Raw genomic sequence first — 26619 nt, forward strand, 5'->3', positions numbered from 1 at the left:
CGCCTTGAGCGGTCGGGGATACCTTATGGGGAGGAACCACCGTGAAGCCCGTCGACACGCGGAAGCCGGCCACACACGATTCTGACGCGGTGCCCTTCCCGCTGTCTGGGGCCCAGCGTGCCACCTGGTTCGCGCAGCAACTCGATCCCGCGGTGCCGATCTCGGTAGCGCACTACGTGGAGCTGCACGGCGACCTCGACATCGAGTTGTTGCGACGGGAGACCATCGTGGTGGCCCGCGAGTTCCAGTCGCCGTTCCTCAAGGTCGTCGAAGTCGACGGCCGGCCGATGCAGTACGTGGACCATGCCACCGACACGTCCATCGCCGTCATCGACTTTCGCGGTGCGGACGACCCGGTCGCTGCAGCGCACGAATGGATGGACCGGGACTACCAGGCCCCACTCGATCTCGACGCGGATCGACTGTTCGAAACCTCGATCCTGTGCGTGGGAGAGTCGCATTACCTGTGGTACAGCCGCATTCACCACGTCGCGCTCGACGGATACGGCGCCATGACGGTGATCAACCGCATCGCGCACCGGTACTCGGCCTCGGTGGCCGGTCGCGAACCGGATCCGAGTCGAGCCGCGACCCTGCATGAGCTGTACGCCGTCGACGCCCGCTACCGGTCGTCCGACCGCTTCGAGGCGGATCGGGAGTACTGGGCGAAGCGAGTCGAGGCGGTCGAGGGATCGACCCTGGCCGACGCGCCCGCGCCCGCACTCGCCAGGAGCAAGGTCGAGAGTGCCCTGCTGTCCGAGGCGGCCGTTTCCGGTATCCACAGCGCCGACAGTCAGGCAAACGCCACTGCGGCAGTCACGATCATCGCCGCGTTCGCCTGCTACCTGTCGCGGATCAATGCGAAAACCGATGTCCTCGTGAATGTTCCGATGTCCGGCCGGACCACGTCAGTGCTGCGCAACTCCGGCGGCATGATGGTCAGCGTCGCACCGCTGCCGATCACGGTCGACGAGGAAGAAACGGTCGAGGACCTCGTGTCGCGGGTCAGGCGAGAGCTGATGGGCGCGTTGCGGCATCAGCGGTGCAGTATCGAGGACATCCGCCGCGACGTGGGCGCGGGCAGCGGCGCCGATCTCCACGGACCGATGGTCAACGTCATGCTGTTCCATCAGAACGTGCAGCTGGGCCCACTGGTCGGCGAATACCACATCGTCACGTCGGGTCCGGTGGAGGATCTCCTGGTCAACGTGTACCCGAGCGGGACGCCGGCCGAGATCTTCGTCGATTTCCGAGCCAACCCGAACCGGTACGAGGATTCGGTGCTGCGCCTGCATCACCGGCACTTCGTCGAACTGCTGGAAGAGTTCATCTCGGCCGGCCCGCAGGCGCGGGTCGCTGCGATTCACGAGGCCACGGCCCGCGACGGTGAGCGACGACGCCTCGAGGCGCACCAACTCGAGTACTGGAAGGATCGGCTGTCGGGGATGCCCGAAGTGCTGAACCTGCCGTCCGATCGGCCTCGACCCGTCGCGCAATCCCGGCGGGAAGACCGCGTCGAAATTCCGATCGGCGCAGAGACACATGCCGCAGTGGTGGCCCTCGCGCAGGCACACGACACCACCATGTTCTCGGTTCTGCACGCAACCTTCACCATGCTGCTGAGCCGGCTGTCGGGCGCCTCGGATGTGGCGATCGGAACCACGGTGGGGGAGGACGACTCCCGGAACATTATCGTGCTGCGGAGCCGCGCCGAACCGGACCGCACCTTCACCCACGTGCTGAGGCACGTTCACGACGTCGACGTGGAGGCGTTCGCACACTGCGACGTTCCGTTCGAACAGGTGGTCCGGACGATCGGCCTCGGCGATTCGCCCGCGTACTCGCCGATCGTCCAGGTCCTGCTCGAGTGCCGCGGCGCAGCGGAGACGCCCGGGATCGGCCGACTCGACCTCCGGGTGACCGCGGCCGAGACCTTCGACGCCGACGGCATCCCGTCCGGCATCACGGCGACTCTCGGGTTCGCCACCGATCTGTTCGACCCCGACACGGTACGTCGTCTCGGCGAACGGTTCCGCCGAATCCTGGAGACGGTCACCGGCGATCCCTGGCTCGCAGTCGGCGACACCGACATCCTGTCCGATACCGAACGGGCCACACTCGTTCCGGTGTCCGGCGAGCCGGGGCGACCGGGTCGTACACTGCCCGAATTGTTCTCAGCAGCAGCACGAGCCAACCCCACCGGAGTCGCGCTCTCGTATCGCGGTATCGAGGTGACCTACCGCGAATTGGACGAGCGCTCGAACCAGTTGGCACGCATTCTCGCCGACCGCGGCATCGGGCCGGAGAACTTCGTCGCACTGGGCATGACTCGCTCGATCGAGTCGGTCCTGTCGATGCTGGCCGTGGCCAAGTCGGGTGCGGCCTACGTGCCGGTGGACCCGAACTACCCGGCCGAACGGATCGAGCACATGCTCGCCGATTCGGGCGCCGCCCTGGGCGTGACGGTGTCCGCCGTCCGTTCCCGGCTACCGGACGCGATTCCGTGGCTGGTGCTCGACGACGAAGAATTCCGGACCCTCTGCGCGACGCAGCCGGTATCCGTCGTGACCGACACCGAGCGGGCGCGGCCCCTCCGCGTGGACAACCCGTCCTACGTGATCTACACGTCCGGTTCCACAGGCAGGCCCAAAGGCGTCGTGGTCACACACGGCGGCCTGGACAACTTCGCGGCCGAGCAGCACTCACGATTCGGAGCGACGCAGACATCCCGGATTCTGCACTTCTCCACACCGAGCTTCGACGCGTCCGTCTCCGAATACCTGCACGTGTTCGCCGCGGCGGCAACCATGGTGATCGTGCCGCCCACGATCTACGGCGGTACCGAGTTGTCCCAGCTCCTGAAATCGGAGCGGGTCACCCACGGTTTCGTCACCACTGCCGCGCTCGGAACGGTCGAGCCGGACGGACTCTCCGACTTCCGGGACGTGGTGTTCGGTGGCGAGGCGTGCCCGCCGGAACTCGTCGAGCGGTGGGCGCCCGGTCGCAGATTGTGCAACGCGTACGGGCCCAGCGAGGCGACCGTCATGTCCAACATCAGTGCACCGATGTCCCCGGCCGGAGCCATCACGTTGGGCGGTCCGCTCCGCGGATTCCACGAGGTCGTCCTCGATGCGCGGTTGAAACCCGTGCCGCCCGGCGTGGCCGGGGAGCTGTACGTCTCGGGTGACGCCCTCGCTCGCGGGTATCACGGCAAATCAGCGCTGACGGCGGAACGGTTCGTGGCCAACCCCTTCGGTGACCCCGGCGACCGGATGTATCGAACCGGGGACGTGGTGCGGTGGCGAACCGACCGCACACTGGAGTACCTGGGCCGCAGCGATTTCCAGGTGAAGGTACGCGGATTCCGCATCGAGCTCGGTGAGATCGACACCGTCCTCCACACCCATCCGCGAGTGCGGACCGCGGTGACGATGCCGCGAACGGCACCGTCCGGCGACACGGTGCTCGTGTCGTACGTGCTGCCGGCAGCGGGGCAACAGCTCGCCACCGGCGAGTTGATCGACTATGCCGCAGAGCAATTGCCGACGTACATGGTGCCGGCAGCGATCGTCGTACTGGACGAGTTCCCGATGACACCGGTGGGGAAGCTCGATCGGGCGGCGTTGCGGGCGCCGGAATTCCTCTCCACGGCCACCGAGTTCCGTGCTCCTGTCACTCCGGTGGAACGGGCCGTCGCGCGAGTGTTCGCCGATGTGCTGGGTGTGGAGCGAATCGGCCTCGACGACAGCTTTTTCGACCTCGGCGGAAATTCACTGGTCGCGACGAGGGTGGTCGCGCGTGTCAACGCCGCACTCGGCGTCGACCTCGTGGTGCGGACCTTGTTCGAGGCACCGACGGTGGAGGTATTGGCGGCCCGGATCGAGGGTACTCACGCGAGGCGCCCCGACCGCCCGGACCTGGTGGCGCAGACACGGCCCGACCGGATCCCGCTTTCGCTTGCCCAGCAGCGTATGTGGTTCGTCAATCAGTACGACACCTCATCGCCTGCCTACAACATTCCGATGGCGTTGCGCCTGTCCGGAACCCTCGACGTCGAGGCGCTCCGGGCGACGGTGGCGGATGCCCTCGAACGACACGAATCGCTTCGCACGGTGTATCCGGCGTCGGTGGACGGACCGCATCAAGTGATCCTGTCGCCGGGAGAGGTGATTCCGGATCTGGAGCCGACGGTCTGCGAAGACGAGAACGCATTGCGCGTGCGGATCGCCGAGTTGACTGCTCAGGGCTTCGACGTGAGCACCGAGGTGCCCGTGCGTGGTGCCCTGTTCCGGACCGGCCACGACGAGCACGTCCTCATGCTGGTGGTGCACCACATTTCGGCGGACGGAGCGTCGCTGGCCCCGCTCGCCCATGACCTGGTGGTGGCGTACTCGGCGCGGGTACAGCAGGAGGCGCCGGACTGGCGGCCCCTCCCGGTGCAGTACGCCGACTACAGCCTGTGGCAGCGGGCGGCCCTCGGCAGTGACACGAATCCCGACAGCGTGATGTCGGCGCAGTTGGAGTACTGGAAGCAGACGCTGTCCGGCATCCCCGACGCGATGGATCTCCCATTGGATCGACCGAGGCCCGTGGACAGGGCGCTTCGGGGTGGGATCGTCCGGTTCTCGGTGTCGGCGGACGAGCATCGGGAGCTCCTCCTCCTTGCGCGGCAACACAATTCCACGATGTTCATGGTGATGCATGCGGCGCTGGCGGTGTTGGCGGCCCGGCTGAGTGGTTCCGGAGACATCGCGATCGGGACGCCGATCGCCGGGCGCGGCGAGGAAGCACTCGACGACGTGGTGGGGATGCTCGTCAATACTCTGGTCCTGCGGACGACCGTCGAGCCCGCCGCAACATTCGCCGAGGTGCTGTCCCAGGCGCGGGAGGCCGATCTGGCGGCGTTCGGTCATGCGGAAGTGCCCTTCGAGAGCGTGGTGGACGCGGTCGCGCCGACCCGCTCCACCGCGTATTCACCGCTGTTCCAGGTCCTGCTGGAGTTCCAGAACACCGCCCCGGCGCATCTCGACCTGCCAGGGCTGACGGTGGAGATCCTCGACGTCGATTCCGGTGTGTCCAAGTTCGATCTGCAGTTGACGCTCGCGGAGCGCTACGACGCGTCCGGGACGGCAGCAGGGATCGCCGCATCGTTCACGTTCGCGTCGGACGTGTTCGATCCGGCCACGGTCGCGGGATTCGGGGAGCGGTTCCTCCGGATTCTGGCGGGTGTGGTTGCGGATCCGGATGCGCCGGTCGGTGATGTGGAGGTTCTGGGGCCGGGTGAGCGGGCGTTGGTGGTGGGTTCGTGGAATGCGACGGGTCACCCGGTGCCGCACACCACCCTCGCCGACCTGTTCGATGCGCAGGTGGCGCGGACTCCGGACGCGGTGGCGGTGGTGTGCGGTGCGGTGGTGCTGTCGTACGCGGAGTTCGATGCGCGGGTGAATCGGCTGGCGCGGTTCCTGATCGCGGCCGGGGTGGGCCCGGAGTCGTCGGTGGGTGTGGCGGTGCGTCGCTCGGTGGAGATGCTGGTAGGGATCCACGCAGTGGTGAAGGCGGGTGGAGCATACGTTCCGATAGATCCGGATCTGCCTGAGGAGCGGGTCGGGTATGTGGTGGGGATTGCGGGTCCGGTGTTGGTGCTGACCACATCCGGGGATCGGGTGGGGTTGCCTGCGGGTGTGCGGGTGGTGGAGTTGGATTCGGTGGAGGTGTCGGGGTTTTCGGCGGGTCCGGTGGGGGATGGGGAGCGGTTGTCGCGGTTGCGGCCGGAGAATCCGGCGTATGTGATGTTCACGTCGGGGTCGACGGGGCGGCCGAAGGGTGTGGCGGTGCCGCATGAGGGCATCGTGAATCGGTTGTTGTGGATGCAGGATCGGTATGGGTTGGTGTCGGATGATGTGGTGTTGCAGAAGACGCCGGTGACGTTCGATGTGTCGGTGTGGGAGTTGTGCTGGCCGTTGATTGTCGGTGCGCGGTTGGTGATCGCGGAGCCGGACGGGCATCGTGACCCGGGGTATCTGGAGCGGGTGATCCGTGAGGAGTCGGTCACCACTGTGCATTTCGTGCCGTCGATGCTCGAGGTGTTTGTGGCGGGGGCGAACGTGGAGGGGTGTGGTGCGCTGCGCCGGGTGGTTGCCAGCGGTGAGGCGTTGCCGTCGGCGACCGCGGCACGTCTGCGGCGGGTGAGTGGGGCGGAGCTGCACAATCTGTACGGTCCGACCGAGGCTGCGGTGGATGTGACCTTCCACGAGGTGACGGAGGCGGATCGGACTGTGGTGCCGATCGGGGCGCCGGTGTGGAATACGCAGACGTTTGTGCTGGATGGGCGGTTGCGGCCGGTGCCGGTGGGGGTGGCGGGGGAGTTGTATCTCGGTGGTGTGCAGTTGGCGCGGGGGTATCAGGGGCGGCCGGATTTGACGGCGGATCGGTTCGTGGCGAATCCGTTCGGTGCGGGGCGGTTGTATCGGACGGGGGATCGGGTTCGGTGGTTCCCGTCCGGTGAGTTGGAGTATTTGGGGCGTACGGATTTTCAGGTGAAGTTGCGGGGTCAGCGGGTCGAGTTGGGGGAGATCGAGGCGGTGTTGTTGCGCCGGGAGGAGGTGGCGCAGGCGGTGGTGGTGCTGCGCGGTGATGGGTCGTCGGGGGACTATCTGGCGGGGTATGTGGTGCCGGTGGCGGGTGCGGTGGTGGATGAGCGGGAGGTGCGGGAGTGGGCTGCGGTGGGGTTGCCGGGGTTCATGGTGCCGTCGGTGGTGGTGGTGCTGGCGGAGTTGCCGGTGACGGCGAACGGCAAACTCGACCGAAAAGCATTGCCCGAACCAGATTTTGGCGGCGCGACTGCGAGTTTCGTCGCTCCCCGATCCCCGATCGAGGGGATAGTCGCCGCCGTGTGCGCCGACCTGCTCGGTCTCCCGAGAGTAGGCGTGAACGACGACTTCTTCGCCCTCGGCGGAAACTCTCTGATCGCCACCAGGTTGGTCGCGCGGATCAATGCGGCCGTCGGAGACCGGATCGGTATTCGCGACGTGTTCGACGCCCCCACCGTGGCCGGTCTGGCGGCGCTGGCCGAGTCGGAGGAAGGACTGGAGGCCCGGCCACCGCTGAAGCCGAGGGAAGGTACCGCCGAAGTCCCCGTGTCGCCGGCCCAGCAGCGGATGTGGTTCATCAACCAGTTCGACACCTCCTCGTCCGCATACAACGTCGCGTTCGCGTTGAGGCTCGAGGGACGGCTCGACGTGCAAGCGCTGCAGGCGGCGGTTGCCGACGTCATCGACCGGCACGAGGCCGTGCGCACCCTGTTCCCGCTCACCGACGACGGACCGTGCCAGGTGATCCTGCCCGCGGCGAGCGCGGTGCCCGACCTCGTACCGATCGCGGTGTCGGGGGAGGCCGAGCTCCGCGAACATTCGCGGAGAGTGCTGTCCGCCGGATTCGACGTGACGACGCAGGTGCCGTTGCGCGCACGACTGTTCAGCCTCGACGGGGACGTGCACGTGCTCGCGGTGGTGGTGCATCACATCGCGGCCGACGGCTTCTCGATGGCACCGTTGGCCCGGGACGTCATGGACGCGTATGTGTCCCGGGTGAACGGGTCGGCCCCGGACTGGGCCCCGCTCGAGGTGCAGTACGCCGACTACGCGCTGTGGCAGCGCGAGTGGCTGGGATCGGAATCCGATGAGAATTCGCCCATTTCGCGACAGCTGACCTATTGGACCACCACGCTGACGGATCTGCCCGAAGTGCTCGAGTTGCCCACCGACCGTCCCCGTCCCCCCGTCCGGTCACTTCGCGGCGGCCACGTCGAGTTCGTGATCGGACCGGAGGTTCATGCCGGTGTGGTCAGGCTGGCGCGGCAACACACCACGACGGTGTTCATGACGTTGCATGCCGCGTTGGCGATCATGCTGGCACGCGTGAGCGGTGCGGACGACATCGCCGTCGGGACGCCGATCGCCGGCCGCGGCGAGCGCGAACTCGACAACGTGGTGGGCATGTTCGTCAACACCCTCGTCCTGCGCACCCACGTCGACGGCGGCGCCACCTTCTCCGAGTTCCTGGCCGGCGTTCGGGAAACCGATCTGGGCGCCTTCACCCACGCGGAGGTCCCGTTCGAACGGGTGGTGGAAGTCCTGAGTCCTTCCCGGGTGACGGCGTACGCGCCGCTGTTCCAGGTGATGCTGGAGTTCCAGGACATCGAGCGCCCCACACTGGAATTGCCGGATCTGCAGGTTCGGAACATCGACTTCGAGATCGACACCGCCAACTTCGATCTGCAGCTGACCCTGGCCGAGAACGTCGACGTCGACGGCAACCCGACGGGCATCGCCGCGGGGCTGGGCTACGCGACCGATCTCTTCGACGAGGACACGGTGCTCGGCTTCGCGGAACGGCTCGTGCGCATTCTCGAGGCGGTCACGGCCGACCCCGGCGCCCGGGTGGGAGACATCGACATTCTCGGACCGCTCGAGCGTGCCGTACTGACCCCGGTGACGGGCGGCGCGGCGGTAGAAGCACGGACGCTGCCGGATCTGATGGCCGAGGCGGCAGCGAACGATCCGGAAGCCTCGGCGTTGGTCTTCGACGGGCGTGTCGTGCGCTACGGAGACCTCGACAGGCGATCGAACCAGCTGGCCCGCCTGTTGATCGAGTGTGGTGTCGGCCCGGAATCCGTCGTCGCACTGTGCGTGCCGCGGTCCGTCGAATCCGTACTGGCCGTCTGGGCGGTGGCCAAGTCGGGGGCCGCGTTCCTGCCGGTGGATCCGGATCATCCGGCCGCACGGATCGAATTCATGCTCACCGATTCCGGTGCCGTGTGGGGTGTGACGGGCTCGGCGCAGCGCGACGCACTGCCGGACACGGTGCCGTGGCTGGTGCTGGGTGGTCCGGATCTCGAGGACCGGCTGTCGCGCTTCCCGTCGTCGCCGGTCACCGATGGCGAACGGACAGCGAAGATTCGGATCGACAATCCCGCCTACCTCATCTACACCTCGGGGTCGACCGGCACGCCCAAGGGTGTGGTCACCACCCATCGCGGTCTCGCCGCCTTCGCTGCCCAGGAGAGGGCGACGTTCGGCACGACGCCCGAATCCAGAACACTGCACTTCGCATCGCCGAGCTTCGACGCGTCCGTTCTCGAACTGCTGCTGGCAATCGGCGCGGCAGCCACGATGGTGATCGCACCACCGTCCGTCTACGGCGGTGCCGAATTGGCGCAGTTGCTGGAATCCGAGCGGGTCACGCACTGCTTCGTCACTCCGGCGGCGCTCGCGTCGGTCGACCCAGTCGGTCTTACCGCCCTCGAGTGCGTGGTGACGGGCGGCGAGGCGTGCCCGCCCGAACTGGTCGCGCGGTGGGCGCCGGGCCGTCGCATGTTCGACGCGTACGGGCCGACCGAGTCGACCGTCGTGTCGAGTATCAGCGACGAACTGGTACCGGGAGCTCCGATCACCATCGGCACGCCCACGCTCGGTTTCGCCGAGGTCGTGCTGGACTCGCGACTGCACCCGGTGCCTGCCGGTGTCGCAGGGGAGTTGTATCTCGCAGGCCCCGCCCTCGCACGCGGGTACCGCCGGCGGTTCCCACTGACCGCCGAACGATTCGTCGCCGATCCCTTCGGCCCGCCGGGAAGCCGGATGTATCGCACCGGCGACCGGGCGCGCTGGATGCCCGACGGTCAGTTGGAGTACCTCGGGCGCACCGATTCCCAGGTGAAGATCCGGGGCTTCCGGATCGAACTCGGTGAGGTCGAGTCGGCGTTGCTCGCCCACGACTCCGTGGCCCACGCGGTCGCGAACGTGTGGAACGGGGACGGCGGCGGCGATCGGCTGATCGGTTACCTGGTGCCCGAACCGGGTGCGACGATCGATTCGAAGGCTGTCCTCGACTTCGCCGGCGGCCGGTTGGCGTCGTACATGGTGCCGGCGGCGCTCGTGATACTCGAATCGCTTCCGCTGACGGTGCACGGAAAGCTCGACCGCACAGCGCTTCCGGCACCCGACTTTGCGGGTTCCGGGAGTCGGCCGCCGCAAACCGAGACCGAGGAGCTTCTCGCCGGACTGTTCGAGGAGGTGCTCGGACTGGACTCGGTGGGGGTGGACGACTCGTTCTTCGCCCTCGGGGGCGACAGCATCATGTCGATACAGTTGGTGGCCCGCGCACGAGCCGCCGGTGTGATCCTCTCTCCCCGAGATGTTTTCGACCACCGAACGGTCGCCGGCCTCGCCGCGGTGGCGCGATTCGACAGCGACGGCAGGGTCGCTGTGGACGAGCTGCCGGGCGGTGGCGTCGGCCCCCTGCCGCTGACACCCGTCGCGCGCTGGATGTTCGAGCGCAGCGGCGGACGGCTCGACAGGTTCACGCAGGCACTGCTGCTGGCGGCTCCCGCGGATCTCACCCGCGAGGTCCTCGTCCGTGCCGTCGAGGCAGTGCTGAACCGGCACGACATGCTCCGCGCCCGTGTGTCCGAGCAAGACATGGATGTGCTGCCGACCGGCGCGGTGCCGGCGGACGCACTGGTCCGTCGGGTGCCGGTCGACACGGTGGCGGGAGACGGCTTCACCGCACTCGCGACCACAGAACTCGATGCTGCGGCCGACCACCTGGACCCCGCCGCGGCCCGCATGGTGCGGGTGGTGTGGTTCGACGTCCCGGGTGACGTCGGGCGACTGCTCGTGGTGGTGCATCACCTCGTGGTCGACGGTGTCTCGTGGCGCATCCTCGTCGCGGATCTCGCGTCGGCGTGCAGCCAACTCCAGGCCGGTCTCGCACCGGAACTGCCGGAAGTCGGAACGTCGATGCGGCGGTGGTCGCACGGCCTGTCCGAAGCTGTGCCTCACCGCACCGGCGAACTCGCATTGTGGGAGAAGATCCTCGACGGCCCGGATCCGCTGATCGGTTCGCGGCCACTCGATCCCGCGATCGACGTCGACGCGACCGTCGGCACCGTCACGGTCGACGTGTCGTCGGCGGTGACCGGAGCTCTGCTCACCACGCTGCCGGACGCGTTCCACGGGAGTGTGGGCGACGGGTTGCTCGCCGCAGTCACGCTGGCACTGATCGCTTGGCGCCGGGAACGGGACGCCTCGGTGTCGGACGCTCTGATCACCCTCGAGGGCCACGGCCGCGAGGAGCAGGTCGTCGCCGGCGCGGATCTGTCCCGGACCGTCGGCTGGTTCACCACCGTGTATCCGGCGCGGTTGGATCTCACCGGAATCGATGTCGACGACGCGATGGCAGGTGGTGCTGCGGCAGGGCAGGCGGTCAAGGCCGTCAAGGAGCAGTTGCTGGCGATCCCGGATCACGGGATCGGCTTCGGACTATTGCGCTATCTGGACGGCGAGACGGCGGATTCTCTCCGCCGATTCCGTGCTGCGCAAGTGAGTTTCAACTATCTCGGTCGAGTGACCACCACGGACGGAGCCGAGGACTGGCTGCCGGTGGAGAGCACGCTCGGCGGCACACGGAACCCCGACATGCCCGTTGCGTCCGTGATCGACGTCAACGCCGTCGTCACCGACAGTCCTGAGGGACCCCGGCTGAGGGCGTCGTTCGCCTTTCCGGCCGGGGTACTCCGCGACGCCGAGGTCGCGGCGTTCGCGGATCTGTGGCGCCGCGCCCTCGACGGACTCGCCGCGCACGCATCACGTCCAAATGCGGGCGGTCTGACACCATCCGACGTTCCGCTGGTGTCGGCCGGTCAGCAGCAGATCGAGCGCTGGGAGGAGCGGTTCCCGGGACTGCGGGACGTGTGGTCGCTGTCTCCGCTGCAGTCGGGATTGCTGTTTCACGCTTCCCTGGCCGCGGAGTCGATGGACGTCTACACGGCGCAACTGCGCATCGACCTCGAGGGGGCGGTCGATGCCGACCGTCTGCGCGCCGCCGCGGCCGGGCTGCTGGCCCGTCACCCCAGCCTGCGGACCGCGTTCGTCAACGACGACGGGGTGCCCGCGCAACTGGTGGTCGACGCGGTGGACGTGCCGTGGCAGGAGGTGGATCTCACCGCCCGTGGACCGGCCAGCGACACGGAACTCGTGCGCCTGCTCGACGAGGACCGCAGTGCCCGATTCGACCTCGCCCGGCCGCCGCTGCTCCGGCTGACCCTGTTCGGCACCGCACCGGAGCGCTTCGTGCTGGCGGTCACGAATCATCACATCATCCTGGACGGCTGGTCGATGCCGCTGCTGGTGCGGGAACTGCTGGTTCGTTACGCCGCCGACGGCGATCCGGCCGGACTGCCGCAGCCGCCCTCGTACCGCACGTATCTGGAATGGGTAGCGAGCCGGGACGCCGAGGCGTCGGCGCGTGCCTGGGAACGAGCGCTCGACGGCGTCGAGGAGCCGACGCTGGTGGCGCCGCACGCATCTGCGTCGCTCTACGGTGTGCCCCACGAACTCGACGTCGAACTGCCCGCCCCGCTGCGGAGCGGACTCGCCACGGCGGCGGAGCGCGCCGGCGTCACCACGAACACGGTGATCCAAGCGGCGTGGGGGATGCTGTTGTCCCGGTTACTCTCCCGCGACGACGTGGTCTTCGGTGCCACCGTGTCCGGTCGTCCGCCGCAGCTGTCCGGTGTCGAGAACATGCTGGGACTGTTCATCAACACGGTGCCCGTGCGAGTACGGGTGGACCCGGACGAGAGTGTCGCGCGGCTGCTCGCCCGCCTGCAGGACGAGCAGACGTCCCTGCTCGACCACCATCACCTCGGCCTCGGCGAGATTCAGGCGCGGGTGGGTCTGGGCAATCTGTTCGACACGCTGTCGGTGTTCGAATCGTTCCCGATCGACACGTCCGGGCTGGACGAGAACACCGACATCGGGGGCATGCGGGTGACCGGTCTCGATGCCCGCGACGCCACCCACTATCCGCTCACTCTGCTGTCGATCCTCGAACCGCGGCTGCGATTGAGTCTGCGCTACCAGCCGGGAGCCGTCGACCGCGGCAGTGCCGGAGCGCTCGCCGACCGCCTCGTCCGGATTCTGGTGACGATCGCCGGCGACGTGGACACCGCGGTCGGTGATGTGGAGGTTCTGGGGCCGGGTGAGCGGGCGTTGGTGGTGGGTTCGTGGAATGCGACGGGTCACCCGGTGCCGCACACCACCCTCGCCGACCTGTTCGATGCGCAGGTGGCGCGGACTCCGGACGCGGTGGCGGTGGTGTGCGGTGCGGTGGTGCTGTCGTACGCGGAGTTCGATGCGCGGGTGAATCGGCTGGCGCGGTTCCTGATCGCGGCCGGGGTGGGCCCGGAGTCGTCGGTGGGTGTGGCGGTGCGTCGCTCGGTGGAGATGCTGGTAGGGATCCACGCAGTGGTGAAGGCGGGTGGAGCATACGTTCCGATAGATCCGGATCTGCCTGAGGAGCGGGTCGGGTATGTGGTGGGGATTGCGGGTCCGGTGTTGGTGCTGACCACATCCGGGGATCGGGTGGGGTTGCCTGCGGGTGTGCGGGTGGTGGAGTTGGATTCGGTGGAGGTGTCGGGGTTTTCGGCGGGTCCGGTGGGGGATGGGGAGCGGTTGTCGCGGTTGCGGCCGGAGAATCCGGCGTATGTGATGTTCACGTCGGGGTCGACGGGGCGGCCGAAGGGTGTGGCGGTGCCGCATGAGGGCATCGTGAATCGGTTGTTGTGGATGCAGGATCGGTATGGGTTGGTGTCGGATGATGTGGTGTTGCAGAAGACGCCGGTGACGTTCGATGTGTCGGTGTGGGAGTTGTGCTGGCCGTTGATTGTCGGTGCGCGGTTGGTGATCGCGGAGCCGGACGGGCATCGTGACCCGGGGTATCTGGAGCGGGTGATCCGTGAGGAGTCGGTCACCACTGTGCATTTCGTGCCGTCGATGCTCGAGGTGTTTGTGGCGGGGGCGAACGTGGAGGGGTGTGGTGCGCTGCGCCGGGTGTTTGCCAGCGGTGAGGCGTTGCCGTCGGCGACCGCGGCACGTCTGCGGCGGGTGAGTGGGGCGGAGCTGCACAATCTGTACGGTCCGACCGAGGCTGCGGTGGATGTGACCTTCCACGAGGTGACGGAGGCGGATCGGACTGTGGTGCCGATCGGGGCGCCGGTGTGGAATACGCAGACGTTTGTGCTGGATGGGCGGTTGCGGCCGGTGCCGGTGGGGGTGGCGGGGGAGTTGTATCTCGGTGGTGTGCAGTTGGCGCGGGGGTATCAGGGGCGGCCGGATTTGACGGCGGATCGGTTCGTGGCGAATCCGTTCGGTGCGGGGCGGTTGTATCGGACGGGGGATCGGGTTCGGTGGTTCCCGTCCGGTGAGTTGGAGTATTTGGGGCGTACGGATTTTCAGGTGAAGTTGCGGGGTCAGCGGGTCGAGTTGGGGGAGATCGAGGCGGTGTTGTTGCGCCGGGAGGAGGTGGCGCAGGCGGTGGTGGTGCTGCGCGGTGATGGGTCGTCGGGGGACTATCTGGCGGGGTATGTGGTGCCGGTGGCGGGTGCGGTGGTGGATGAGCGGGAGGTGCGGGAGTGGGCTGCGGTGGGGTTGCCGGGGTTCATGGTGCCGTCGGTGGTGGTGGTGCTGGCGGAGTTGCCGGTGACGGCGAACGGCAAACTCGACCGAAAAGCATTGCCGAAACCCGAATTCGGCACGACCACGGTCGGATATCGCGCGCCCACCACACCGGCGGAGGAAGCGGTCGCCACGGCCTTCGCCGCCGTCCTCCGTGTCGATCGCGTCGGGGCCGGCGACAGCTTCTTCGATCTCGGGGGAGACTCGCTCAGTGCCACCCGGGCGGTGGGACGCATCAACAGCGCGCTCGACACGACGCTGGGTGTCGCGGCGTTGTTCGACGCACCCGTGGTGTCCGATCTGGCCGTCCGGATCGACTCGGACGTGATGACGAGTTCCGCCTCCCCGGCACTCACCGCGACGGCGCGGCCCGAGCGGATTCCCCTGTCCCTCGCGCAGCAGCGCATGTGGTTCGTCAACCAGTTCGACACCTCCTCACCGGCCTACAACATTCCGGTCGCCCTGCACCTGGACGGGGTGGTGGACCTGGCTGCACTACGAGCGGCACTCGGCGACGTCATGGAACGGCACGAGTCGCTGCGGACCGTGTTCCCCGGCTCCGCCGACGGACCCCGGCAGGTGATCGTCGATTCCGCGCTCGCCACCCCCGGCCTCGATCCGGTCCCGGTTGCCGAAGGAGACCTTCCCGACTCGCTCGCCGCATTCTTCGGCGTGGGATTCGATGTCACCGAAGACCTTCCGATCCGGGTGCGGCTGTGGGAACTCGCTCCCGAGCGGCACGTCCTCGCCCTCGTCGCACACCACATCGCGGCCGACGGCTTCTCGATGGCGCCCCTGGCGCGGGACGTGATGCTCGCCTACACCGCCCGCGCGCAGCAGCAGGCACCCGGCTGGGCGCCGCTGCCCGTGCAGTACGCCGACTACAGCCTGTGGCAGCGAGAGGTCCTGGGCACCGAACAGCAACCCGATTCGATGATGTCCCGCCAGCTCGGCTACTGGACCCGGACGTTGTCGGGCATCCCGGATGTGTTGCCACTGCCCCTGGACCGGCCGCGTCCCGTCCAGCGGTCTTTCGTCGGGGCCGTCGTGCCGTTCGACATCCCACCGGCCGTCCACGACGCTCTGACCGAACTTGCACACCAGCACAATTCGACGCTGTTCATGGTGGTGCACGCCGCGTTGGCCGTGCTGCTCACGAGAGTGTCGGGATCCGACGACGTGGTGGTGGGGACCCCGATCGCAGGCCGGGGCCACGCGGCACTCGACGACGTCGTGGGGATGTTCGTCAACACACTGGTGCTCCGCACACCGGTGGCACCAGGATCGTCGTTCGCCGACGTGCTCACCGCCGTGCGGTCGGTGGACCTCGGCGCGTTCGAGCACGCAGACCTCCCCTTCGAGCGTCTGGTGGACGAACTCGCACCCGAGCGGTCCACCTCGCACTCACCCCTGTTCCAGGTGTTGCTCGAATTCCAGAACGCCACCCGCACCCACCTGGAGCTGCCCGGGTTGACCGCCCGGTCGCTCGACGTCGATCTGGACGTCGCGAAGTTCGATCTGCAGCTGAGCCTGGTGGAGCGGGTCGACGAGCAGGGCGTGCCGGCCGGGATCGGTGCCGGCCTCCGCTACGCGACCGACGTGTTCGATCGGGCATCGGTGGAGAATTTCGCCGAGCGTTTCGTGCGGGTGATCGAGGCCGTGACCACCGACCCGACCACACCCGTGGGGGACGTCGACATCCTGCACGCGCCCGAACGCGAGCTCCTGCTCACGGCCGCGCATCGGCCGGGGACCGACGTCCCACCGCTGTCGCTCGTGGACGCGTTCGATCGCATGGTGGCGTCCGCAGGCGATGCCGTCGCGGTGCGCTGCGACGGCGCGTCGATGACGTACCGGGAACTCGACGACCGGGCCAACCGGCTCGCGAGACTGCTGGTGGCGCAGGGGGCAGGTGCGGAAACGCTGGTGGCGGTGGGGATGACGCGGTCGATCGACCTCGTCGTGGCACTGCTGGCGGTGGTGAAGTCGGGCGCCGGTTACCTTCCGGTGGACGTGACCTCTCCTGCCGAGCGGTTGGCCTTCCTGCTCGGCGACGCTCGGCCGCGGTGCGTGCTCACCACGACCGCCGACGCCGAGACCTTCCGGAGTGCCGGGGTTCCGGTGGTTGTGGTGGACGACCCCGAGACCGCGACTGCGCTGCAGCGGTTCTCGTCGCTGCCGGTGACCGATGGCGACCGCGGTGCTCCGCTGCATCTGGACTCGGTGGCGTACGTGATCTACACGTCGGGTTCCACCGGGCAGCCGAAGGGCGTGCAGGTCTCGCACCGCAACGTGATCACGTTGCTGGCGAACACCCAGACGCTGTTCGGATTCGGACCGGCCGACGTGTGGACCATGTTCCATTCCGCCGCGTTCGACTTCTCGGTGTGGGAAATGTGGGGAGCGCTCGCGCACGGCGGCCGGCTGGTGCTGGTGGACTACTTCACGGCGCGCTCGCCCGAGAAGTTCCTCGAACTCCTGCGCGACGAAACGGTCACGGTCGTGAGTCAAACCCCTACCGCCTTCTACCAATTGGCGGAGGCCGATCGCCTCGCCGGTGGTCCCGGCCTGTCGCTGCGGTACGTGATCTTCGGCGGGGAGGCCCTCGAATTCGGCCAGTTGCGGCGCTGGTACGCACGCCGGGGCGACTCACCGGTACTGGTCAACATGTACGGCATCACGGAAACAACCGTGCACGTCAGCCACCTGCCGATCGACCGGAACCTCGTCGAGGGAGAGTCCGCATCGGTGATCGGCCGGGGACTGCCCGGACTGCGCGTGTACGTGCTCGACGGACGACTCCATCCCGTGCCGCAAGGCGTGGTCGGGGAGATGTACATCTCGGGGGCGCAGGTCTCGCGCGGCTACCTCGGCCGGGCCGCCCTCACATCCGGCCGATTCGTCGCCGACCCCTTCACTCCCGGGGCCCGGATGTACCGATCCGGCGACCTGGGCAGGTGGAACGGGAACGGACAGCTGGAGTACCTCGGCCGCAACGACCTCCAGGTGCAGGTGAAGGGCTACCGGATCGAACTCGGCGAGGTGGAATCGGCGCTGCTCGCGTGTGAGGGGGTGGCGCAGTCGGCCGTGACGGCACGCGGGGACCGGTTGGTGGGATACGTGCTGCCGGAGACCGGCGCCGCGATCGATCCGGCGGCGATCATCGACGCGGCCGCGGAGCGGGTGGCATCGCACATGGTGCCGGCCGCGGTGGTGGTTCTCGACGAGATGCCGCGGACGGTGAACGGCAAGCTCGATCGGAAAGCGCTGCCCGAACCGGACTTCGGGCAGCAGGTGACCGCGGGCCGCAGCCCGGTCACCGAGGCCGAACGGATTCTCGCCGACGTGTTCGCGGAGGTCCTCGGGCTCGACTCGGTGGGGGTCGACGACTCGTTCTTCACCCTCGGCGGGGATTCGATCATGTCGATCCAACTGGTCACCCGCGCCAAGGGCGCCGGGATACTGATCTCGCCGCGCGAGGTGTTCGAGCGCAAAACCGTTGCCGGGCTGGCCGCGACGGCCGGAACGGTTGACGGAACGGTGATTCTCGACGAGCTGCCCGGAGGCGGAATCGGCGAGATTCCGCTGACTCCGATCGTGCGGTGGATGCTCGCCCGCGGTGGCGATTTCCGCCGCTACTCGCAGTCCGCACTGTTCACGCTGCCCGCCACGGTGGACGAAGACACCCTGACGGCGGCGCTGCAGGCCGTGCTGGATCGGCACGACCTGTTGCGGGCGCGGTTGTACCGCACGTCCCGCACCGAAGAGGGCTGGTCGATGGAGGTGCAGGCCGAAGGATCGGTGCGGGCGGCGACCGTTCTCCGGCGGGGCCGGAAGGACGACGTCGGCGCCGAACTCGACAGTGCCCTCGATCGGCTCGACCCGGAGTCGGGCGTGATGATGCAGGCGGTCTGGCTGGACGGGGCCGACCATCCGGGTCGCGTGCTGATCGTCGTCCATCATCTGGCGATGGACGGTGTGTCCTGGCGGATCCTGATCCCCGACCTCGCGGCGGCGTGCGCGCAACTGCAGTCCGGCGCGGCACCGACGCTCGAGCCACCGGGGACGTCGATGCGCCGGTGGGCGCACGCACTCGCCGACGCCGCGCGTGAACCCCAGCGCACCGCCGAGGCCGAACTGTGGCAGGGAATGCTGAACGCACCCGACCCGCTGCTGGGGTCGCGCCCGGTGACCGCGTCGGACACCGCTGCGACCGTCGCGGACATCGCGGTACGGGTTCCTGCCCCGTTGACCGAGACGCTCCTGACGACCGTGCCGCGGGCCTTCCACGGCAGCGTGGGAGATGCACTGCTGACTGCCCTGACCATGGCGCTGACGAGCTGGCGGCGGAAACGCGGGATCGACCTGTCCGGCGCGCTGGTAAGTCTCGAGGGACACGGTCGTGAGGAGCAGTTGGTGCCCGGCGCCGATCTCGCGCGCACCATCGGCTGGTTCACGACGATCTTCCCGGTGCGACTCGATCTGAGTGGGGTGGACCTCGACGACGCGTTCGCCGCAGGCCCGTCCGCGGGGGCCGCGATGAAGACCGTCAAGGAGCAACTCCTCGCCGTTCCCGACCACGGCATCGGTTTCGGACTTCTCCGGTACCTGAACGACGAGACAGCGCAGGCTCTTTCGCCGCTGACGATGCCTCAGGTCAGCTTCAACTATCTCGGCAGAATGAATCGGACCGCCACGGAGACCGCCGAGGGGTGGGCGCCGGTCGACGCACCCGGACTGCGCGAGAAGTCGGCGGTGCCCGTCGCGGCCGTCGTCGACGTCAACGCGATGACCGTCGACTCGGGGGACGGGCCCCAGCTGAACTCCACCTGGACCTACCCTCCGGGCGTCCTCGCCCGCGATGAGGTCGAAGAACTCGCGCAGCTGTGGCTGCAGGCACTCGCTGCTCTCGGCACGCATGCGGAGTCGGGCGGTGGCGGGTTCACGCCGTCGGATCTCGATCTCGTCGAACTACGGCAGGATGCGATCGAGGACCTCGAACACGTCTGTCCGGACCTGACGGATGTGTGGCCGCTGTCGCCCCTGCAGTCCGGCATGCTCTTCCACTCCGAACTCGCCGACGACTCCCGCGACGCCTACCTGGTGCAGGTGAGCCTCGAACTCGACGGCGCCGTGGATCCGCGTCGACTGCGCCGCGCGGCCGATGCCCTGCTGGACCGGCACGCCAACCTGCGCGCCGGCTTCCTGCACGACGCCGAGGGCAACGCCGTTCACGTGATCCGGCGACGGGTGGCGGCGCCCTGGCGCGAGGTCGATCTTCTGGACGACGACGCCGCGGCGTCCGAGGTCGCGCGACTGCTGGCCGAGGACCGCGTGCGCCCTTTCGACATGACGCGTGCCCCGCTGATCCGGTTCATGCTGATCGCGACCGCGCCGAACCGCTACCGGCTGGTGTCGACCAACCACCACATCCTCCTCGACGGCTGGTCGATGCCGCTGCTGGTCCGGGAGTTGCTGACGCTCTACGCCACCGACGGGGACCCGTCGCCGCTGCCCCGCGTACACAGGTACCGCGACTATCTGGCGTGGATGAGCCGCCGAGATCAGGGAGCCTCCCGTGAGATGTGGGCTCGGGCCCTCGCCGGGGTGGACGGACCGACGTTGCTGGCGGCCGGGGCGAGCGGAGCGACGGGGAATGGACCTGCGCACCCGGACCGGCGGCTGTCCACGATGTCCGACGAGTGGGTCTTCGACCTGGACGAGGACCACACCACCCGCCTGCGCGACGTCGCACGGTCGCGCGATCTGACGGTCAACACGCTCGTTCAGGTCTCGTGGGGGATTGTGCTGGGTACGTTGACCGCCCGAAACGACGTGCTGTTCGGTGCCACCGTCTCGGGGCGGCCACCCGAACTGGCCGGCATCGAGACGATGGTCGGACTGTTCATCAACACCCTGCCCGTCCGGGTGAGGCTGCGCCCCGACGACACGGTGGGTGCCCTGCTGGAACGCGTTCAGGCCGAGCAGGCGGCGTTGCTGGACCACCACTACCTCGGGCTGGCCGAGATTCAGAGTGCCGCCGGGCCGGAGGTCGGATTCGACACATTGACGGTGTTCGAGTCGTACCCGGTCGACCGCGCCGGGCTCTCCACCGAGACCGACATCGCCGGAATGCGGGTCACCGGAGTGGATGCGCGCGATGCGGCCCACTATCCGCTGAGTCTCGTGGCATCCGTCGACTCTCGCCTGCGCCTGAAGTTCGAGTACCTGCCGGACGTCTTCGACGCGGACACCATCGACGACATCGCCGGGCGCGTGCTGCGGGTGCTCGACGCCTGCACTCGTCCGGACCAGCCGCTGGCCGCGCTGTCGCTGCTGACCGACCGGGAGCGCGCCGACCTGGTGCCGGTCCGCGGCCGTCCGGGCGGGTCGGCCCGCACGCTGCCCCAGATTCTCGACGAGGGGGCCGCGCTCGATCCGGGCGCGATCGCACTGTCCTCCGATGACAGCGACGTGAGCTACGGCGATTTGGACGAGCGGTCGAATCGTCTCGCCCGCGCACTCCTCGCGCGCGGGGCGGGCCCGGAGACGTTCGTGGCCATCGGAATACCGCGGTCCATCGACTCCGTACTGTCGATGTGGGCGGTGGCGAAGACCGGTGCCGCGTTCGTGCCGATCGACCCGAACTACCCCGACGAGCGCATCACCCACATGCTCGTCGACTCCGGAGTCACCCTCGGCGTGACCACGACCGCGCACCGAGACCGGCTCCCGGGCACCGCACACTGGCTGGTGCTCGACGAACCCGGCTTCGCGACCGAGTGCGCCGAGCGCCCGGGGGCATCCGTGACCGATTCCGACCGGAGCGGTCCGGTCACACTGGACACCGCCGCGTACGCCGTCTACACGTCGGGGTCCACGGGTGTGCCCAAGGGCGTGGTGGTCACCCATCGCGGACTCGACAACTTCGCTCTCGACCAGCTCGAACGTTTCGGGGCGACACCGCAGTCCCGCACCCTGCACTTTTCCACGCCGAGTTTCGACGGGTCGGTGTTCGAGTATCTGCAGGCCTTCGGTGCCGGCGCGACGATGGTGATCGCGGCGCCCAACGTGTTCGGCGGGGAGGAACTCGCGAGGCTGCTGGCCGACCGGAGCGTCACCCACGCGTTCATCACCACCGCTGCGCTGGCGTCACTCGATCCGGCCGGCCTCGTGCATCTCACGGACCTGGTATTCGGCGGCGAGGCCTGCCCACCCGAACTCGTCGCCCGCTGGGCACCGGGCCGTCGGCTGTACAACGCGTACGGGCCCACCGAGACGACGATCATGTCCAACATCAGCGAGCCGATGGTTCCCGGGGAACCGATCACCATCGGCGGCCCGATCCGCGGGGTGACGGAACTGGTGCTCGACTCCCGGCTGCAACCGGTCCCCGTGGGAGTTCCGGGCGAGTTGTATCTCGCCGGCGCCGGCCTGGCCCGCGGGTACCACCGCCGACCGGCACTCACCGCCGAACGGTTCGTCGCAGACCCCGTCCGTCCCGGCGAGAGGATGTACCGCACCGGCGACATCGTGCGGTGGACGGCAGACCACAGCATCGAGTATGTGGGCCGCACCGACTTCCAGGTGAAGGTGCGCGGCTTCCGCATCGAACTCGGCGAGATCGACTCCGCCCTCATGTCGGAGCCGGACGTCGGATTCGCGGCCACTCTTGCGCACCGCGGTCCCGCGGGAGACACCCTGCTGGTGTCGTACGTCGTTCCGGCGTCGGGTCGCTCCCTCGACCCGGTCGTACTCACCCGGCACCTGGCGGACCGCCTGCCGTCCCACATGGTGCCCACCTCGATCACGGTGCTGGACCGCATTCCGCTGACGGCGGTCGGCAAGCTGGACCGCACGGCACTGCCCGAACCCGACCTGCTCTCCGGAACGGCGCACGACCGGGTTCCGGTCGGTCCGATCGAGGACGCGGTGGCCGTCGTCTTCGCGGAGGTACTCGGACTGGCGCGCGTCGGCGCAGACGCCGGTTTCTTCGACATCGGCGGCAACTCGTTGAGCGCGACCCGGGTGATGGCGCGGCTGCGCGCGCTGCTCGGCACCGACTGCGGGGTGCGGGATCTGTTCGAGGCGCCCACGGTCGCCGCGCTGGCGGCGCGGATCGAGCACGCCGGCGCCGGGCCGTCCGGACGTCCGGTGCTCGCGGCCCGAACCCGGCCGGAGGACGTTCCGCTGTCGTTCGCGCAGCAGCGGATGTGGTTCGTCAACCAGCTCGACACCACCTCGGCTGCCTACAACATCCCGATCGTGGTGACACTGAGCGGGGACCTCGATGTGGGAGCGTTGAACTCGGCACTCACCGACGTCGTCGCCCGGCACGAGTCATTGCGCACGATGTTCCCGGTCCGCGGGGACTGGCCGGTTCAGCAGATCCTGCCCGCCGAGGGTGCGGTGCCCACTCTGACCCCCGTCCCTGTCACGGACGAGCACAGCCTGCGGGAGGAGCTGACCCGGCTGGTCTCGGCGGGTTTCGATGTCACCGTGCGGCTTCCGCTGCGGGCCGGACTGTATTCGCTGAGCGACACCGAGCACGTACTCGCCGTGGTCGTGCATCACATCTCGGCGGACGGGTTCTCGATGGTCCCGTTGGTGCGCGACGTGATGACGGCGTACGGCGCCCGCGTCTGCGGCGGCGCGCCCGACTGGGCGCCCCTGCCGGTGCAGTACGCCGATTACGCCCTGTGGCAACGGGAGTCGCTGGGTTCCGACGACGACCCCCGATCGCTGATCTCGCGGCAACTCGACTACTGGACGACCGCGCTGGCGGGTGCCCCCGACCTCCTGGAACTCCCCACGGATCGGGATCGGCCGTCCCAGCAGTCCTTCCGCGGCGCGCGCATCCACTTCTCCGTCGACAGCGACCTCCACTGTCGCATCAGGGAGCTGTCGCGACGTCTCGGCTCCACCGAATTCATGACCGTGCACGCCGCCCTGGCGGTGTTGCTCAGCCGTCTCGGTGGAACCCCGGACGTCGCCGTCGGCACCCCGATCGCCGGCCGGGGAGAGCCCGCACTCGACGGTCTGGTGGGCATGTTCGTGGGCACGCTCGCCCTGCGCACGCAGGTGGATGCTGCCGACTCGTTCACCGCCCTTGCCGCGCACTGTCGCGACGTCGACCTCGGAGCCTTCGCCCATGCCGACGTTCCGTTCGAGCGGGTGGTGGAGGCGGTCGGCCCGACCCGATCGACGGCGTATGCGCCGCTCGTTCAGGTCTCGCTGGAATTTCAGAACAACGAGCGACCGGTCCTGACGCTGCCGGGATTGGAAGTCCGTGCAATCGATCCCGGGCTCGCCGTGGTCAAGGTGGATCTCGAATTCCTCCTGGCAGAGGAGTTCGACGCGAACGGGGCGCCGGCCGGGATGACCGGTGCCGTCGACTTCGCCACCGATCTCTTCGACCCCGACACGGTCCGCGGCTTCGCCGACCGCTTCGTGCGCATCCTCGACGCCGTCACCGAGAATCCGGACCGGCCGATCGGTGACCTCCCCCTCCTCGACGAGGTGGAGTTGCGGGAGATGGTGCCTGCCCGCGGCAAGCCGGAGGTGCGCCCCGAGCTGTGGCCCGATCTGCTGACGGCCGCCGCCGCAGTCGACCCGGACTCGGTGGCGCTGTCCTTCGAGGACCGGCGGGTGAGCTACCGACAGCTCGACGAGTGGTCCAACCGGGTGGCCCGGGTCCTCCGCGGCCGCGGGGTGGGACCGGAGACGTTCGTGGCAGTCGGAATGCCCCGGTCGATCGAGTCGGTGGTCTCGATCTGGTCGATCACCAAGGCAGGCGCGGCGTTCGTGCCCGTCGACCCCACCTACCCGCGGGAGCGTATCGACTACATGCTCACCGATTGCCGGGCCGCGCTCGGCCTCACCGTGAGAAGTCGCCGGAGCGTCCTGCCCGATACGGTTCCGTGGCTGATCCTCGACGACGAGGACTTCGCCGCACCGGCGGCGGACGTCTCGTCGGCACCGATCACCGACGAGGATCGGACGAGTCCGTTGCACCTCGCCCACCCGGCGTATCTCATCTACACGTCGGGGTCGACCGGAAGGCCGAAGGGCGTGACCGTCACACACCGGGGCATGGCCGATTTCACCGCGGAAACGCACGAACGGTTCCAGGTCACGCACGAGTCCCGGGTCTCGCAGCTGGCGTCCCCGAGTTTCGATGCCTCGGTGTTCGAGCTGATGATGGCGTTCAGCGCGTCGGCGCGGGTCGTGATCGTGCCGCCCGCCGTCGTCGGGGGCAGCGAACTGGCGGATCTGTTCCGTCGCGAGCAGGTGACCCATGCAACCATCACCCCGACGGCACTGGCGGCCCTCGACAACGACGGACTCGATTCGCTTCGGGTCCTGGATCTGGTGGGCGAGGCGTGCCCGCCGGAGGTGGTGGCCCGGTGGGCGCCGGGGCGGAGCCTGCACAGCGGGTACGGGCCCACGGAGACCACGATCCAGGCGAGCGTCAGCGCCCCAATGCGTCCCGGCGAGGGCGTGAACATCGGTTCACCCGCACGGGGATTCGCGTTCCTGGTCCTCGACGAGAGGCTGCAACCGGTCCCGGTCGGTGTGCCCGGCGAGTTGTACATCGCCGGACCGGGTATGGCACGCGGGTACCACAACCGGGCGGCGCTCACCTCGGAACGATTCGTGGCCTGCAACGTCGGGGAACCGGGGCGCCGGATGTACCGCACCGGTGACGTGGTGCGCTGGCGTGAGTCGGCGAGCACCCTCGAGTACATCGGGCGCAGCGACTTCCAGGTGAAGGTCCGTGGTTTCCGCATCGAACTAGGGGAGATCGACGCGGTGCTCGCCCGTCACCCGGCGGTTGCCTTCGCCGCCACCATCGGTCATACCGGCCCGTCCGGCGACACCGTGCTCGCCTCGTACGTGCGGGCTCAGGACGGACAGGAGGTGGAGCCCGCGGGACTGCGCACCTACGCGTCCGAGCGCCTGCCCGCCCACATGGTGCCGTCCGCGGTGGTCGTACTTGATCGGATTCCGATGACCCCGGTGGGCAAACTCGACCGGAAGGCGTTGCCCGCCCCGGAGTTCGGTTCGACCGGTGCGGCGTTCCGGGCGCCGGCCACGGAAAACGAGCGCATCGTCGTGGATGTCTTCGCGGAGGTTCTCGGGGTGGACCGGGTGGGCACCGCGGACAGCTTCTTCGACCTCGGCGGAAATTCGCTTCTCGCCACCAGGATCGTCAGCGCCCTGCAGGCCGAACTGGACCGGAGGGTTCCGCTGCAATGGATGTTCCTCGACCCGACACCGGCGGGGATCGCCCGCCGCCTCGACCTTCCGCACCGGAGCACCGGTATGGAAGAGGCACTCGCCGTGGTGATTCCGCTGCGTGCGCAGGGAAGCGGGCGACCGTTGTTCTGCGTGCATCCGGGCATCGGCCTGTCCTGGGGGTACGCCGGTCTGGTGCAGTATCTCCCTCCCGACCGGCCGGCTTACGGGCTGCAGCTGCCCACGATCAGCGGTGACGGCGACTACCGGACGATCGAGCAACTGGCCCACCGCTACATCGAGGAAATGCAGGCGATCCAGCCCACCGGCCCGTACGACCTGCTCGGCTGGTCGCTCGGCGGGGTCATCGCGCACGCCATGGCCGTCGAACTGCAGGCAGCCGGCGACGAGGTCGCCACGCTCGCCGTCATGGACAGCTACCCCGTGGGCGGCGAGGACCCGCTGGCCGGCCGGCTCGAGATCCGGGACCTCCTGCGCGGGCTGGGACTCCAGACCGAGGAAGACGGCGAGATGACCTACGAACACGCCGCGCGGTTGATCGACGAATCGTTCGGGACCGAGACCGGAGTGCGAGGGCACGACCTCGAACGGATCACCGCGGGCTACGAGAGTTCGAGGTGGCTCGCCCACCACTTCGTGCCCCGGGTGTACGACGGGGACCTGCTCATCTTCCCCGCCACGCACGATGGCACGACCCGTGTCCGGTCGGCGGACGAGTGGCGGCCGCTCGTGACCGGCCGGATCGACGAGCAGCCCGTGGACTGCGGGCACAACGAGATGATCGAGCCGCAGTCGCTCGCCGTCATCGGGCCGGTGTTGTCGCGCGTGCTCTCCGAACGGCCGTGAC

The 26619-nt window shown here is 68.5% G+C and carries 1 protein-coding gene; it reads left to right on the forward strand.

Annotated elements, in window-relative coordinates; all coding sequences use genetic code 11:
• Nucleotides 1–41: 41 nt before the first annotated feature.
• Entirely contained in the window at nucleotides 42–26618 is a 26577-nt protein-coding gene (locus tag ACFVJ3_RS17725) for a non-ribosomal peptide synthase/polyketide synthase (RefSeq protein ID WP_378453266.1), read from the forward strand.
• Nucleotide 26619 lies beyond the last annotated feature (1 nt).

Source organism: Rhodococcus sp. NPDC127593 (assembly GCF_042671975.1).
Taxonomy (GTDB): Bacteria; Actinomycetota; Actinomycetes; order Mycobacteriales; family Mycobacteriaceae; genus Rhodococcus_F.